The organism is Nostoc sp. DedQUE12b, from assembly GCF_034530835.1.
Taxonomy (GTDB): domain Bacteria; phylum Cyanobacteriota; class Cyanobacteriia; order Cyanobacteriales; family Nostocaceae; genus Nostoc.
This window is the reverse complement of the sequence record NZ_JAVRCI010000033.1, coordinates 24407-40914: the sequence shown is the minus strand read 5'-3', so window position 1 is coordinate 40914 and position 16508 is coordinate 24407. Positions and strand designations below refer to the sequence as shown.

General features: G+C 43.0%; 12 protein-coding genes. 6 read left to right on the top strand and 6 right to left on the bottom strand.

What is annotated here, in order from left to right:
- Window positions 1–129: 129 nt before the first annotated feature.
- Both RMY16_RS17425 and RMY16_RS17420 read right to left on the bottom strand, forming a co-directional pair.
- Window positions 130–516 (bottom strand): response regulator, encoded by a 387-nt coding sequence (locus tag RMY16_RS17425; RefSeq protein WP_322737459.1) that lies wholly within the window; start codon window positions 514–516, stop codon window positions 130–132.
- Complete coding sequence (locus RMY16_RS17420; RefSeq protein ID WP_322737458.1) at window positions 488–2518, bottom strand: response regulator; 2031 nt, start codon at window positions 2516–2518, stop codon at window positions 488–490. The genes RMY16_RS17425 and RMY16_RS17420 overlap by 29 nt, the downstream gene beginning before the upstream one ends.
- Window positions 2519–3321: 803 nt before the next feature.
- Between RMY16_RS17420 and RMY16_RS17415 the strand changes: the two genes are divergently transcribed.
- Entirely contained in the window at window positions 3322–3726 is a 405-nt protein-coding gene (locus tag RMY16_RS17415; protein WP_094347724.1) for an NIL domain-containing protein, read from the top strand.
- Window positions 3727–3756: 30 nt separating this feature from the next.
- On the opposite strand, the gene RMY16_RS17410 is transcribed toward RMY16_RS17415, so the two are convergent.
- A complete protein-coding gene (locus RMY16_RS17410; RefSeq protein ID WP_322737457.1) occupies window positions 3757–4824 on the bottom strand; it encodes a DUF3616 domain-containing protein in 1068 nt (355 codons plus the stop codon).
- Between the two features lie 277 nt (window positions 4825–5101).
- Between RMY16_RS17410 and RMY16_RS17405 the strand changes: the two genes are divergently transcribed.
- Complete coding sequence (locus RMY16_RS17405) at window positions 5102–6085, top strand: CHAD domain-containing protein (RefSeq protein ID WP_322737456.1); 984 nt, start codon at window positions 5102–5104, stop codon at window positions 6083–6085.
- 58 nt (window positions 6086–6143) lie between these two features.
- On the opposite strand, the gene RMY16_RS17400 is transcribed toward RMY16_RS17405, so the two are convergent.
- Window positions 6144–6368: a hypothetical protein gene (locus RMY16_RS17400; protein ID WP_322737455.1), complete on the bottom strand. Its 225-nt coding sequence runs from the start codon at window positions 6366–6368 to the stop codon at window positions 6144–6146.
- Between the two features lie 426 nt (window positions 6369–6794).
- Here RMY16_RS17400 and RMY16_RS17395 point away from each other — a divergent pair, with 426 nt between their 5' ends.
- A complete protein-coding gene (locus RMY16_RS17395; RefSeq protein ID WP_322737454.1) occupies window positions 6795–8396 on the top strand; it encodes a B12-binding domain-containing radical SAM protein in 1602 nt (533 codons plus the stop codon).
- A 663-nt stretch (window positions 8397–9059) separates the two neighbouring features.
- Here the strand turns inward: RMY16_RS17395 and RMY16_RS17390 are convergent.
- Window positions 9060–10334: a HAMP domain-containing sensor histidine kinase gene (locus RMY16_RS17390; RefSeq protein WP_322737453.1), complete on the bottom strand. Its 1275-nt coding sequence runs from the start codon at window positions 10332–10334 to the stop codon at window positions 9060–9062.
- Between the two features lie 116 nt (window positions 10335–10450).
- Complete coding sequence (locus tag RMY16_RS17385; RefSeq protein WP_322663799.1) at window positions 10451–11125, bottom strand: response regulator transcription factor; 675 nt, start codon at window positions 11123–11125, stop codon at window positions 10451–10453.
- Window positions 11126–11224: 99 nt separating this feature from the next.
- On the opposite strand from RMY16_RS17385, the gene RMY16_RS17380 reads away from it, so the two are divergent.
- The 3 genes from RMY16_RS17380 (at window position 11225) to RMY16_RS17370 (ending at window position 16481) form a co-directional block, all read left to right on the top strand.
- Window positions 11225–11611: a hypothetical protein gene (locus RMY16_RS17380; RefSeq protein WP_322737452.1), complete on the top strand. Its 387-nt coding sequence runs from the start codon at window positions 11225–11227 to the stop codon at window positions 11609–11611.
- A 205-nt stretch (window positions 11612–11816) separates the two neighbouring features.
- On the top strand, window positions 11817–13166 hold the full coding sequence (locus RMY16_RS17375) for an efflux RND transporter periplasmic adaptor subunit (protein ID WP_322737451.1): 1350 nt from the start codon (window positions 11817–11819) through the stop codon (window positions 13164–13166).
- Window positions 13167–13307: 141 nt separating this feature from the next.
- On the top strand, window positions 13308–16481 hold the full coding sequence (locus RMY16_RS17370) for an efflux RND transporter permease subunit (RefSeq protein WP_322737450.1): 3174 nt from the start codon (window positions 13308–13310) through the stop codon (window positions 16479–16481).
- Window positions 16482–16508 lie beyond the last annotated feature (27 nt).

Below are 16508 nucleotides of genomic sequence, written 5' to 3'. Positions count from 1 at the left end.
TTCAGCAAATATATATTTATTAAGTTTTATTAATAAAAATTAAACTAATTTTTTTAATACCTAAAAAAACTTTTAAATTACTTTTCTCTAAGTCTACTTTCTATAAATTAATTTGCTATAGATTTTGTTTTACTTTTCTAAACTCCAGCCCAACGCTAGGGCTACTTCAGCAGCTAATTCTAGAGGATTGAATGGTTTAGCGATCGCACTAATCATTCCCATCTGATTATAGCGACGGCGATCGGAAGCTTGGATTTTAGCAGTTAAGAAAATAACTGGAATCGTTTTAGTTAATGGATTGGCTTGTAACTTTTCAAATGTAGTGATGCCATCCATCTCTGGCATCATCACATCTAGTAAAATTGCATCTGGTTGGTAAGTCTCAGCTTTAATTATGCCTTCTTGACCAGAACTCGCAGTCACTACTTTCCAGCCTGCGACTGTTTCCAAGCAAATCTTGGCAACTTCTTGAATATATTGCTCGTTATCAACCACTAGAATTTGCTTTGTTGTCATCACTGCTATCCTCTTGTTGATTCAGGGTAATTCCCTGAAGTAACTTCATCACCCGTTGTTCAAATTCCTTGGTAGTCACACGCCCGTTGCTCGAAAATTCTGCATCTGGACTTAGTTGGCTATTTGTAGTTGGCTCGAAACTACTATGAATCATAGGAATGTTGGAAGAGTCATCTAGATCAGTATCTTGGAAAGTCCTAAATAATGGCAGAGTGACGTAAAAAGTGCTGCCTTCACCCAATGCACTTTCAGCCCAGATGCGTCCGCCGTGTTGTTGCATAATGCTCTTGCAAATTGCCAAACCTAAACCAGTTCCATCATGGTTGCGTGAATCTGAAGAGTCAACTTGTTGAAAGCGCTCAAAGACACTCTCAAGTTTGTCTGTTGGGATACCGCGTCCGGTATCTTTAACTGTCAATAAAACTTCATTCCCTTGTTGTTGCGCTCCCCTGCTCCTCTGCCCCCCTGCCCCCCTACCTCCCTGCACAACGCGCTGCCGCAATTTCATCCGTTCTAAGCGATTGACGATCCGGGTTACTAGTTCTGGCCCGACAATGGGCTTGCTTACAAAGTCATCAGCACCAACGCTAAAAACTTGATTTACCATCTCGGCATCGCTATGCACAGTGAGGAATAGAATGGGTAACTCACACCAGCGCGAATCGTTGCGTACTAATTGGCAAAGTTCTATACCATTTGTATAAGGCAATTCCACATCCAGAATCAGCATATCTGGCGTAACTACTTCCAAGGTTTCCCAGAACTGACGAGGATCTTCAAGAGCGATCGCCTTCAGTCCCCAAGGACTAAGTAAGGTTTGCAAGAATGCTTGAATTTGCGGATCGTCATCCACAACTAATATTTTAATTTCTGTATATGAGTCATTTTGCAGCGGTTGTGTGACTGTTTCTAAAACTTGTGGGGTTGGTGATGCAGATATTACCGCTGCTTCGTTTCCGTCAATTTCCCGACGTAATAACTTTACCCCACTTTCGAGGTTGCTAATCTCAGATTGACTCAAAGTTTGACCAGAACTCAGTAATAGTTCGATATCACGTGCCAATTTTGAGCCAAGAGGCAAGCCAAAAGTGCCTAAAGATCCCGCCAAGGTGTGCGCCTCTTTGGCTGCAAGCGATCGCAAATCGAAATTTAAACTATTTTGGTTTAAAGTTGCGATCGCTTCCTCCAGTACCCTCACCTGCTCGTCTATACGCCCTTGAAATCGTTGCCAAATTTCCGCAACTGCCATTAATGTTTGCTGCTGTGATTTGAGATTGGATACCAAGGATTTTGCACGCTCCTCTGCCCCCCTGCCCTTCTCCTCCTCTGCCCCTGGTTTCAGCCGATAGCCAATACCATAAACTGTTTCAACCAAATCACTGGGCGCTCCTACAGCTTTGAGTTTGTGTCGCAACCCTTTGATATGGGTGCGAACAGCTTCTTCTTGTGGAGTGTCTTCATAACACCACAGATGTTCTAAAATCATGCCGCAGCTAAACACCCGGCGAGTATTTCGCAAGAATAGTTCTAAAAGAGCATACTCTTTGGGAGTAAGTGGCAGCAGATTTCCAGCATAGACCGCTTCACAGCTACTAGGGTCTAGCCGCAACTGACCATACTCCAGCACAGGTTGCGAGGTTACGCCTTTACGACGCAACAGTGCCCTAACACGAGCAATTAACTCTTCTGCGTCAAAGGGTTTAACTACGTAGTCATCTGCACCTGCATCGAGTCCGATCGCTTTCTCATGACTACTATCGCACCCTGTCAATAATAATATTGGCATTTGCAGACCATTAGACCGGATTTTACGACAAAGACTAATGCCATCCAGCTTGGGCAACACTACATCTAGGAGGATTAAATCATAATCGTAAATTTGAATAAAATTCCAAGCAGTATCACCATCAGTAGCAACTTCAACCGCGTAGTTTTGGTTAGTTAAAACGGTGGTAAGTGAGTATGCATTTAATTCATCATCTTCGACAACTAAAATTTTCATGTTAAAAGCTTTCCAAATTAAAATGGATATCACAGATAACAAGCAATTCAATTCAATTGTAAAATTGATATAATATCAATTCAATGCTGAATTTTAGAGCCTCTTCCAAAAGGTTTATATTTGCGGATCGTACTAATTAATAAATATCAATATTAATTAATTTTAATTGAATTTTTCTAGCTACCTGCTTAGGAGCAGATGGTGTAGTAGAAAGAAATATCTTACAGATGCTAACTTTATACTACCTTACTTAGAAGTTTTTCTAGTACAGAGAGGCTCATCTCCCGAATTTTAAAGAAGTCGGGGATATTTTTATTCGTAACTCCTACACGAATTGCTTATAGTTTAACGCCATAACACGAAATCCCCAATTTTGTAGGGGTGCAGGACTGTATATTGGTGTCAACGTAAGCTCAAATGGTTATAAAACAGGCATTTTACCCCACCCTAACCCTCCCCTTGCAAAGGAGAGGGAACTAGATTTTCCGGCTTCCCCCCGATACATTGGGGGGATTGAGGGGGGTACTTCGACTTGTGTGTACACCGTAGCTTGTGAAGGGGAGGGGAAGTTTTGGCTTTAGACAAAACTGGGATGACACGGTAAGTAACGGTAAGTTGACATCTATATACATCTATACGCCCCTACAGCCGATTTATGTGTTGTAAAGATTTTTGGAAATAGCGCTATGTATGTTGAGGTAGGAGCAATGTCTTTCTCTTGCCTTGCGTTGTGCAACTTACCGTAGGAGAGAACTGATAAAACTCTCAATACGCTACAACAGAAAAAACCCTCTGCTAAACCTGTGAAAAAACGAGTAACACTCACCTTCCCGAAACGCGCCGTGCAAATGCCAGTCACTTACGTACTGGCTAAAGAGTTCAACGTCGCTGCTAATATTATCCGCGCCCAAGTTGCCCCAAATCAAATTGGCAAGCTGGTAGTGGAATTATCGGGAGATATCGATCAATTAGATGCGGCGATCGAGTGGATGCGATCGCGTAATGTTAATGTTTCTTCGACATTAGGCGAAATTGCGATCGACGAGGATGTGTGTGTCCACTGTGGCTTGTGTACTGGGGTTTGTCCTACCGAAGCCCTCACCCTCCAGCCAGAGACGTACAAGTTGACATTCACGCGATCGCGCTGTATCGTCTGCGAACAGTGTATCCCCACCTGTCCCGTACAAGCAATTTCTACTAACATTTAACAATGTAAAATCCCAAATCCAAAATTGAAGTTAGCCCAACTTAAACACATCCGCCATTACACCATCATCACCCACCAGCCTACTTTTTGCAGGAGAGTCATAAACTACCAATAGCGAAGGTATATCAGCTACATCCTGAAACAGCGTCATTCCCTCAGCATGATCTTCCCGATTCCCATAAGGAATATCTTGCACAAAATCGGGATTGCTGAAGACATTTTCTCGCAAATTCACACCATTTACCCAGCGATAAACTTGCACGGGGCCATCTAAATCCATCGTTGGCCCAGCTAAAATCAATAAGTCTTTATCATCTACATACAAATCCCGAATTCCCAAACCATTCAACCAGATAAAATGCTTTTTATATAACTCCTGCAATTCTCCAATTTGCTTTAGTTTCATCAGTCCAGAAGTAGAATCTTCTAACTCTATTTCCAGCACTATAGCCCAACCCCGCAATACAGGCCCGCGCAAACCCAGAAAGACGCGGTTATGATAAATACCTATTCCTTCAATATCAAAGCCATTATCCTTTCCAGGAATTGCTGCCTGAATAAATAAGCCTAAATGATCGTCATTTGCTAAAGCTGTCATCAGCAAGTTACCCTGATTCGTCACCTCTAATTTAACGGCATTCAATTGCACATCTGGGTTTTCGGGGTGTGGGCAAGATGAGAATAGCTTACCGTCTATCAGAGGAATTCGTCCTAAAACGTAACGGTTAGGTTCTGATTCAATTTTTCCGAGCCTTTTAAAGTTTTTGGCATCTGTATTTTCAGCTTTGAATTTTTTGCGTTTGTAGCTGTGAGAACCAACAAACCATAAGTAATTATCAGTATAAGCCAGTCCTTCTATATCTATTTCTTTGTCTTCTGGTGCAGGTAAATTAATATATTCTGCTACACGAAATTGTTGATGATCTGTAAATTTATCAGTATCAACCAAAGAGAGACGCTCAATAGTAGAAGTTTCATCTGACCCTAACCATAAATACTTATCATGTGTTAGCAGCACTGCTGATAAGTTTTCTCTATGTTCTTTAAAAGAATCTGTAAAAGTCAATAAAACTTGATTTAACAAATGTAAGTTTGGCATTTTAAATTATATTGAGGAGTTGCAAAAATATTAGCTATAGCATTCTATTATATAAAATATTTATCTTAAAGCTATAGTCCATATCAAATTGACGGCGTGAATCTGCTATTTGAACCTTTGATAGATATTGTATATTTATAAAATAGGATGCAACTATCAATAGTCATAAGCCTACCTGACAATTCTCATGGCATAAAAAATATCAAAAGTAGATGCAAATTTTTAAATAATATTGTTATTATGCAATAACCTCATGAGGTAATCATTCAGACCTATTATGACATTAGCCATACAACCCACAGTAAAAACTCTCGGTGACTACGCCTACCAAGCGATTGAAAAACACTTTAAGAAAACCTTTAAATGGGAAAAATCAGTTAAGAAAGATGAAGATCCAGAAGCGCTACATCAAATGCGAGTGGGAATGCGCCGCCTACGGACAGCGGTAACTCGGTTTGGGCTAGCGGTAGATGTGCCGAAACCAGTCAGCGATAAAAATATTGGTAAAATAGCCCGTCGTCTTGGTAATCTGCGAGATTTAGACGTACTCAAAGAAAGTTTGGAAAACAATTACAAACCAAATTTACCTCGTAAAGAGCAGGAATCTCTAAAAACAGCTTTTATAGCTTTGGATAAACAACGTGAAGATGTAGAATCGAGTGTGCAGAAAACATTAAACGATGAATCTTACAAGTCTCTCAAAGATGCATTGGATAAGTGGTTAGAGAAACCCAGTTATCAACCTTTGGCATCTGTTTCGATTCAGCAAGTGTTACCAGACTTACTTTTGCCAGAAGTGAGTAACTTCTTACTGCATCCGGGCTGGCTAATTGGTACTGAAGTTGTAGAATCAGAAGTGAAGATCCAAAAAAACTGGAAACCGAAAAAGATAGAAAAACAATTGACAACAGAAGGTGAAAGTCTTCATAGTTTGCGAAAAGAAGCTAAACGTATACGCTATCTAATGGAATTATTTACTGACTTATATGGCGAGTCTTACGAAGCTTATATTACAGAAGTAAAAAATATCCAAGAAATTTTGGGTACGATGCAAGATAGTGCTGTTTTAACTGACTGGCTTACAGATGTATACAAGTCAGAAATTCAGACTCAGTTACCCACTTTTGCTAATTTGTTAACTGAAAATCGTTACCAGTCGTGGCAGCAATGGCAACCTTTGCAAGAACGGTATCTGAAAACTGAAACCAGACATAGTTTTCATTTAACAATACTGCACCCGCTTTCAGGAGTAATCAGTTAAAAGTTATTCTTGATTGAGAAAGGATTAGACTAACGAACAGATAATTGAATAGAAGCTTCTAGAGACAAAAATAAACACTGCTCTGGGAAATTTGTACAATACGGATCTTTTCGGCGGAACCCAAACCTGAAATTAGTTTAATAGTGCTTTCTGGAATTACTCTTTGCTCAATTTCTCTGGAGAGTACCTTGGCTGAAAAAGTTCCCAGCCTCCGGCTGGGAATGCGGATGGGCTGCTGCTTGCTGCCTCCTGAATTAGCGGCAGAGTCGCAATGAAAGAGCATTTTCAGTTCTACCCGGAAACTAGATTTTAAAATGATCCAGGGATAAAAAAGACGGGTTGCAGCCCGTCTAAATAGCTTGAAAGTGCAAATACACCTTGTATAGTATTGAAAATAACACAGTTAATTTTCTTAGAGTTGCCAATTTGCCAAGTGACAAAAAAAACAGGTTAATGCAAGAGACGCAATGAATCGCGTCTTTACGATCTAAATTTTGATCAAAAAATCTTAACCAAGAAATCAGAGTTTGAGAGATATTTTGCGTAAGTTCTATAATAATCGCTCTCACAAGATATTGCTTTGTCTAAATCAGTCATAGTATAAGTTACAGCTAGTGGATATAGAAGCTCCTCTAATGTGTTATCACCACTGGTTTAGTTTGACATGAACTCAACCACCAACGAAAATCAAAGTTTATAAGCATCAAATATGAACGTTTTACTTCTATACCCCCGCTTTCCAAAAAGTTTTTGGTCTTTTGAAAAAACACTGGCTTTATTAGACCGTAAAGCAATGCTACCGCCTTTAGGCTTGGTAACTGTAGCGGCGATCTTACCGCAAGAATGGAATTTTAAGCTAGTAGATCGAAATGTTCGTGTCTGTACAGAAGCGGAATGGGCTTGGGCAGATTTGGTTATTATGTCGGCGATGATTGTGCAAAAAGAAGATTTGCTCTCTCAGATATTGGAAGCAAAGCAGAGGGGTAAGCAGGTAGCTGTGGGTGGCCCCTTCCCGACAGCGCTACCAGATGAAATGACATCCGCCGGAGCAGATTACCTGATATTGGACGAAGGGGAAATTACCCTACCCTTATTTGTAGCAGCGATCGCACGCGGCGATCGCACAGGCATCTTTCGCTCTGGCGGTGAAAAACCCGATGTCACCAACACTCCAACTCCTCGCTTTGATTTGCTAGAGTTTGAAGCTTATGCAGAGATGTCGGTGCAATTTTCCCGTGGATGCCCCTTTCAATGTGAATTCTGCGACATTATTGTGCTATACGGTCGCAAACCTCGCACCAAAACCCCAGAGCAACTTTTAGCAGAACTTGATTGTCTCTACAAACTGGGTTGGCGGCGCAGTATTTTTATGGTAGATGACAACTTCATCGGTAATAAGCGGAATGTCAAATTATTTTTGAAGTCTCTTCTGCCCTGGATGGTAGAACATAACTATCCCTTTTCCTTTGCCACAGAGGCTTCAGTTGATTTAGCTCAAGATCAAGAACTGATGGATTTGATGGTAGCGTGTAATTTTGGAGCCGTTTTTCTGGGGATTGAAACCCCCGACGAAGAAAGTCTCACTTTCACACAGAAATACCAGAATACGCGAGACTCACTTAGCGAAGCGGTAAATAAAATTACCCGCTCCGGGCTGCGAGTCATGGCAGGCTTTATCATTGGATTTGATGGCGAAAAGGCAGGTGCAGGCGCACGAATTGTCAAATTTGTCGAGCAAACAGCAATCCCCACAGCCTTATTTAGTATGTTGCAAGCGCTTCCAGATACAGCACTTTGGCATAGATTAGAAAAGGAAGGACGACTCCGCAATAAATCTGCCAACATCAACCAAACCACGTTGATGAACTTCGTGCCAACTCGACCGTTAGAAGACATTGCTCGTGAATATGTGCAAGCATTCTGTGATTTGTATGAGCCAGAGCGGTTTTTGGAGCGTACATACAAACACTTCCGGCTTTTGGGCGAAGCAACCTACCCGAAAAAAGGCAAAGCTGCCAAGAAACCATTGAACTGGAAAGTACTCCGAGCGTTTCTGATTATTTGTTGGCGTCAAGGTGTACGTCGTCAAACACGCTGGCAATTCTGGCGCAATTTGTGGAGTATGTACCAGCATAATCCGGGTGGGGTGAGTAGCTACTTAGCTGTTTGTGCCCAAATTGAGCATTTCTTGGAATATCGCCAAATTGTCCGAGATCAAATTGAGGCTCAAGTAACTGAATTTCTGGAAGCAGAAGCTAGGGTAAAACCGGAAGCAGAAGTAATGGAAATGTTAGAAAGCGTCAAAAAATAACTAGTACCACAATGGGGTTGGGTTAAAACAAATTAGACTTCTTGGCATTTGTCGGGGTAAAGGGGAAGGGAAAAAGGGTAAAAAAACTCAAAATCCTTTCCCTTTAACCTTTTCCCTAAGAGTGCAAAAATATATTTTTGCAAGAGACTCCATAAGCTGCGCTCACAAGGAACAATGAAAATAATCTGGGAATGATTTTGCGTTGTTTCAGCCTCTATTTTTAAGGCAGGTCTATTGTCAAACGGTGATTGAATTTTATCAGACAGATGCGATCGCCCGCTCAATCACACCAGGAGACAATCATTATCTCTTTGTGTGATTGAATGATCCAAAGTTATACTTATACCTCAAAAAACTGCGACAACTCTCGTTAAGCTAACGCGCCTATATATTGCAATACGGTTCGGATAAGCATTTTGAACTCAGAATTACCTTTGGGGAAAAGGTTAAAGGTTAAAAGTTTTTTCCCCCTTTCCCTTTCCCCTTTAACCGAACCGTATTGCTATATATTGCACTATTTTCCGTGTAGATCGTCATTAGTCATTAGTCATTTGTGTTTACCAAAGACAAATCGACCCAGCTGTTCATGGCATAGGTGCTGCAATGAAACAGAATCTTGAAACTGGTGAACATTTGCCAGAGTGAAAGCTTGAATTATTTTTGTCAAAGTTTTAGGGGAAGGCTAATTTGAAAGGTGGAGCCTTGACCTAGAATACTATTTACAGTAATCTGTCCTCCGTATCGTTGCACAATTTGTTGAGCGATCGCAAGTCCAAGTCCAAAGCCGCCTGTTTGCCGAGATCGGACAGTATCTACACGATAAAAACGATCAAATATGTGTGGCAAATCAGTGGAGGGAATGCCAATCCCATTGTCTTTGACCTGAATTACCGCAGAGTGAGACTGAGTAAAAAGATATAATTCTACCTTTCCATCTGCTGATGTGTACTTGAAGGCATTAGTCAGTAGATTAATCACAGCTTGTTTGAGCAAATTAGCATCAGCTTTTAACATCATTGGATGCTCTGGAAGGTGAGCATTGAAATTGAGATTTTGGGTAGGAGCAAGGGCTGCGAACTCCTGAGCAAGCGATCGCAATATTTCACACAAATCAATAGGTTTTAATCCGGTTTCCGCAAGGGAGCCATTATGACGCGACAAAAAAAGCAGATCGTTGATCAACGTACTCATGGACTTAGCAGTTTGGACGATATTTTGCAACCGCAATCTTTGCTCCACGGGGTCTTCGGGAGGCATCAGAGCAACTTGGGCATTGCTTAATACCGTAGCAACGGGTGCGCGTAATTCATGAGAAGCATCGGCTGTAAATTGCTGCAATTGCTGATAAGCACGGAGGCTTGGCCGCATTGCCAATCCGCCCAAAAACCAACCTGTAATGCCAATTACACCAAAAGTTACGGGAACCCCGAAAGTTAAAAACAAGCGGGCTTGGTTTAGTCCAACGCGTAAAGAGTTCATGGGAACTGCCGTTTGGAAATAGCCAATCACCACCTTACCTTCCAAAACAGGAAGTGTAACTTGGCGAACCCAGGTTCTTGTACTAGATGATTCTGAGTCTATTGGTGCTTCTACTGTTTGAAAGCCAGGTTTTGCGGTCAACTGTTTGCCACCCGATGAACCGATAAACTGCAAAAGTTGTTTATTAGAGTTATACCACCGTGCATACATTAGCCCGCCATTCAAGGATGCATCACTTTCTACAGGAGTCTGGCCGCGCTGATTTTGCCATTGACTTTGATAAAGCGAGTATTGGGTTTTGACGGCAAAGGCTTTACTTTCTGAAAAGAGTTCGTCGTCAAAAACCCGCAACTGTTCTTCGACACTCAGACAATAGCCCACCCCTGCAAAAGCGAACAAAATTCCACCCATTGACAGGGCAAACCAGTGAGCGAGATTACGACGGCTATGATCAAACATTAGTCATTAGTCATTAGTCACTAGTCATTTGTCATTTGTCATTTGTCATTAGTTTCCTCCCCTGCCCCTCTGCTCCTCTGCTCCTCTGCCCCACTGCCTCACTGCCTCCTAACGACTTAGAAAGGCGGATTTATTCGATAGCCCATCCGATGCACTGTTTCTATCCAATCTTTCACGCCAATGGTTTGTAGGCGCTGGCGTAAGCGGCGAACTAAAGTAGTCACTGCGTTACTTTCTGGTTCCTCTCCCCAACTCCAAAGGGCTTGCTCAATCTGGCTATGAGATAATACTTGGCGGGGATGACGCATTAAATACTCCATCAATTGAAACTCCCGGCTAGAAAGTTGAGTTGTCAATGAACCAAGTTCGAGCGTCAAACTGGATAAATGAAGTTGCAAATTGCCCAAGCTAAGTATATCTCCTTGCCACATAGGCGATCGCCTTCCTAGCGCCCGGACTCTTGCCAATAACTCTAGGACATCCACAGGCTTTACTAAGTAATCATCGGCTCCAGCATCTAAACCCATTACTTTATCTAAAACCGTGTCTTTCGCCGTCAGCATCAATACAGGAGCCAGCTTACCTGCTCGTCGAAATACTTGACACAATTCTACGCCACTCACTTTAGGCAACATCCAATCTAGAATCAGCAAGTCATAGTCTTTGCGAAAGGCAAACCATTGTGCTGTTTCCCCATCAGCGAGCGCATCGACTGTATGCCCCACCTTTAATAAGGCTGCCCGCAGTGGCTCTAACTGCGATGGGTCATCTTCGACTAGTAAGATCAACATCCTATTTGCTCAGGTTGCCGTAATTTTTGCTTGCTAATTTTAGATTAAGCTAAAAGGATGACGCAAAAGTGACGGGAAACACTCAACCTTATACCTTCCATGCAGCAACTCCAACTTTTTCAAGTGTTGCGATCGTTAGGCTTTGTGTTTTGGTTGTCCTTGCCGTTGATTGGGTTAGTTTTTTGGCTGGGGAGCGGTTTTGTCGGAGATCGGATTTTAAGTCGCTCCAATCTCACCAAAAAATATCTGCTAGCAGATACCCAATCGGCACGACAGATTATGAAAAGGATAGTAGCAATCAAAGTGGAAATTCTCCCCGAAAAAGGAATTTCACGGGTGAACGTTAAAACCAACAACTCAGTTCTCACAAGGATAGTATTTGAATTTCCAATCACAGATATAAGTAAACTTGAAATCGCTCTTAGTCAAGAGTTAGGCTTACCGCGCGATCGCGTTAAAGAACTAATAGTTGAGTCGAAGCAGTAGAAAACTTTTTGACCAATTGACAAATGACCAATGACTAACCTTGACATTTCTTTGTCATATTTATCCAATAAACTACAGAAAAGGTAACGTAAATTTACTTTTATCTAAATAATTGATTGTTGATAGCGAACATTGGACTATTCATTGTTCACTTTCAACGGTTGATAGTTAGCCCTCAAACCTCAGCAGCTCACCGTTAATCGCTATGGATACTTCTGAAAATCAAGTTTCAACGGTTGAAACCCAATCAGATAGTTCTGTGCCTTCTGAGTTAGCACCTACTCGTTCGCGTAAACCTTGGTTCTGGAGATTGCTGATTCTATTTTTGGCAACCGGTGGCATTATCCTCTGGCGGATGCTCGCTCCTGGTGGCGCACCACGCTCCTCGGTTGCACAACAACAAGGACCACCCCCAAAACCAATTGAAACAATCTCCCTCGCAACAGGAAATGCTACAAGAAGTGTCCAGTTGTTGGGACAAGTAGAAGCCACTCAGCAGTCAACAATCCGCGCTCAAACTGGTGGAATTGTCAAGCAAATTTCAGTGCAACCAGGCGATCGCGTGAAAATAGGGATGGCGATCGCTTTACTGGACGATACCGATCAGCAATTGGCAATTAGCCAAGCACGAGCGCAACTGGCACAACAACGGAGCAATCTGGCACGTTTGGAGGTTGGTACTCGAAAAGAAATCATTGCTCAACGTCAAGCGGCTGTCACATCTGCGAAGGCGCGAGAACTGGAAGCGCAGGATAACCTGAAACGGACTAGCAATCTTGTTAAAGAGGGCGCTTTATCTCAAAGAGTGCTAGTGGAAGCTCAAGCACAATTAAATAACATCCAAGGAGAACGGTTAGAAGCCGAGGCAGAACTTGCCGAAGCTAAAGCTGGGCCGATTCAAGAAGAAATTGCCGCTCAACGGGCAAATGTAGAAGCAGCTAAAGCCACCTTAGCTCAAGCAGAATTAGCAAAACAGCGAACTCGGATTTTGGCATCGGAATCGGGAATAGTGCAAACTCGCCATATCAGCAATGGCGATTTAGTCCAAAGTTCTGGTCAAATTGTCACCTTAGTAGCAGGCGATCGCTTCGATATTTTCCTTGAGTTACCCGAAGAACTCAGTGGTAAAGTTACCCCAGGTATGACAATCGATCTCACAACTCGCGCTCTACCGCAATGGAAACAACGCGCCACTATTACTGCTGTAGTCCCTTCTGCCGATACTGCTTCTCGTCGCCAGCGTGTGCGTGTCCAAATTAACAAACCCCCATCAGGATTAATACCTGGAATGGCGATCGCAGGCAACCTAAATATGCCCTCGAATCGCTCTAGCTTTGTGGTATCACGAGATGCATTAACCAGAAGGCAAAACGAGTGGCTAGTTTTTGCAGTTGCTGACGGCAAAGCTAAACAAATTCCAGTCGAAATGGTTGCTGACATGGGTAAAAATGTCGCAATTTATCATCCTACTTTACGCACTGGTCAACGCATTGTGCTACGTGGCGGTGATGGATTGCAAGATGGTGCGCCTGTAAAGATAGTTGATCCAACTTAAAACATCAGACTTCTTGCAGAAAGAAGTCGGTTAAAGAGGAAGAATCGTCTCTTTCTCTTTTAACCTTTCCTTCTTCAAAATACTGCAAACCCAGTTTAAATATAATTTTCTGAATTACGAATTACGAATTACGAATTAGTTATGAGTTTTATTGAAACCGCAGTTCGTTGGCGACATGGAACTTTTGTTTTGTTTTGCTTAGTAGCAATGTTCGGGGTGTTCTCCCTACTAAAGTTACCCCTAGAATTGCAACCAGGAGGCGATCGCCCTGAAATTACGATCACAACCACCTATCCCGGTGCAGGCCCAACAGAAGTAGAAGACCTGATTACCCGCCCCATTGAAGAACAGATGCAAGAGGTGCTAGGTGTCCAAGAAATTAGCAGTACTTCTCGTGCTGGACGCAGCAGCATTACCTTAGAATTTGCTCAGGATGCCAACGCCAGAGAACGGATGATAGATGTTCTCAACCGCTTGCAACAGGTGGAAAGCTTGCCTCCAGAAGCACAGGAATCGAATGTAGAACTGGTGGGTGGTAACAGTTCACCGATGATGTGGATTCCCTTTGATACCAAAGAAGGATTTCAACCAGATGCAGACCGTTATCGGGACTTAGCAGATGAAGTGGTGATTCCCCGTTTGCGCCAAGTCGAAGGAACTGGGCAGTTTTTATTAGTGGGTGGACAAGAACGAGAAGTCGAGGTGAAGGTTGATCCGAAAGCATTAAGCGATCGCAACCTCGCAATTGGCGATGTAGTAAGAGTTCTTCAGGAAAACAACCGCGATATTCGGGGTGGGCCATTAATTTTAGGACGACGGGAATATCGAGTCCGCACAATTAGCAGATCACAAGATTTATCGCAAATTGAAGGCTTTGTGCTGCGACGCGACCAATCAGGCACAGTTTACTTGCGAGATGTAGCAAAAGTACAGATGGGACGCAAACCGCAAGATAGTGCGTTAATGTTCAACGGCAAATCTGCGGTGGCGGTGGGTGTGATTCGTCAAATTGGGGCGAATGTGCCTGAAATTGCCAAAGGTGTCCGGGCGGAAATTGCAGCATTGCAAACTGAGTTCGACAGGGAAAACCAAGGAATTCGCTTTGTCTACAACTACGATGAAAGCGAATATATTAACCAATCTGTGGCTTTCGTTCGAGAGAACTTGGTTAGTGGTGGATTGCTAGCAATCATTGTCTTGTTGCTATTTTTAGGTTCGATGCGAACCGTTGCTGTAGTTGCCATAACTATTCCTATTGGCACAATTGCTGTATTCATTGTTATGTCTGCATTTGGACGAACATTGAACATCATCAGTTTGGCAGGACTTGCGTTTTCTGTGGGCATGGTGGTGGATAACTCAATTGTTGTAATTGAGAATGTCTTTACCCACATGCAGCAAGGCAAAAACGCACTTCGGGCAGCAATCGATGGCACCCAGGAAGTCTGGGGCGCAATGCTCGGTTCTACTTTGAGTAACATAGTCGTGTTTGTCCCGTTGTTAATGGTGACGGGTGAAGCAGGACAACTCTACACCGATATGGCGATCACTCTTTCTGCCTCTTCTCTATTCTCGCTATTTGCGGCATTAACTTTAGTACCAATGCTATCAGGATTGTTCCTCAAACAATCGGAAGCCATGCAAATGATGCAGGGTGGAGAATATCGGGGCGGTAATTGGTTTGAGCGCATGGTGGCCAAAACCTCTGCGGTGTTTCGTCATTTCCAAGGCAAACTGGAAAACTTTCTCGCCGCTACTGTTAGTTGGTCACTGGGACGTAGGCATATTCGTCGCAGATTAGTTGTGCTGTCGATTCCGATTGTTTTATTAGTAGCTAGTATTTTTCTCTTGCCACCTGCCGATTATCTACCCGAAGGAAATCGTAACTTAGTTGTATTGCGGGCGGAACCTTTGCCGGGAACCAGTATCCCCGAAGCGATTCGGCAATCTGAATCTGTGCAAAAATTTCTGCGATCGCAACCAGAAGTTGAGCGCATCATGTATGTTGACCGTCCAGGGGCACTGCGAGGTATTGCCACTATCTTAAAACCAGAATTTGCCACGACTACGGGACTCGCTGATATGGTGGATCGGTTACGCGCCCAAAGTAGTAACTTTCCTGGATACCGTTTTGTAATCCCAACACGGATTTCTATCTTCCGCGATCCGGGTAAAGAATTTGAAGTGGATATTGTTGGGGCTGACTTAAATCAGATTGGTGACTTAGAAAAGCAAATTACCGGAAAATTGCGATCGCTTCCAGGGGTTCAGAATGTGCGCTCAAACTTTGTATTGGGTGCAGGAGAATTACAAGTGATTCCCAACCGCGAACGCATCGCGGAGGTAGGACTTTCGGAAGCAGAAATTGGTTCGATGGTAGAAGCAGCATTGGGTGGTAAAGTTGCCTCCGATTACATTGATGGCAAAGAAGAATTAGATGTCTCAGTGGAATTACAAAATACTGCTGTGGAAACGCCAGAACAACTGCGCCAATTGTCTTTATATGCACAAGGACGACAAGTGCAATTAGGGGATATTGCCGAAGTCGTGGAAACAACCGGAGCTGATGCCATTAACCACGTTGATTTAGAGCGCTCAATTAGTCTTACTGTTTCTCTTGCACCCGATGCCCCTCTTGCTACGCTGGTGGAACGTACCGAAGCAGAAATTCTGAATCCATTGCGTGCCAGTTTACCAACAGGCTATCGACTAGAATTGTCAGGTTCAGCAGATCAGTTAGCAATAACTGTTGGTCAATTAGCTGCTGCCTTTGCATTTTCGATTTTGATTACTTACTTGTTACTGGTGGCGTTGTATCGCTCATTCCTTTACCCAGTGGTGATTATGGCAACAGTGCCGATGGGTATGAGTGGCGCACTATTGAGCCTAGTAATTGCTAACCTGATTCCGGGAATGAATGTGGCATTGGATATGATTACAGCCTTGGGATTTGTGATCCTTACAGGTGTGGTTGTTAACAACGCCATTCTACTAGTTGATCGCGCCTTGCAACTCCAGCAAGCAGGTGAGGATTATGATGCATCCTTATATAATGCGACAAGCGATCGCTTACGTGCCATTTTCATGTCTGCCGGAACTAGCGTTTTGGGGATGTTACCGCTAGCAGTTCTACCAGGACAGGGTTCAGAGCTATATCAAGGGTTAGGCATTGTTTTAACAGGTGGTCTGGCTTTTTCTACTATTTTGACACCTACTGTCGTACCCGCACTTATGGGTTTACTGTACGATCTTTCTGGACGTAAATCGCCGCGATCGCCAGCTGCAAAAAAGCCGGACAAACTAGCTACTAACTAGGATGTTGACCTTGTGAGACATTAGTTG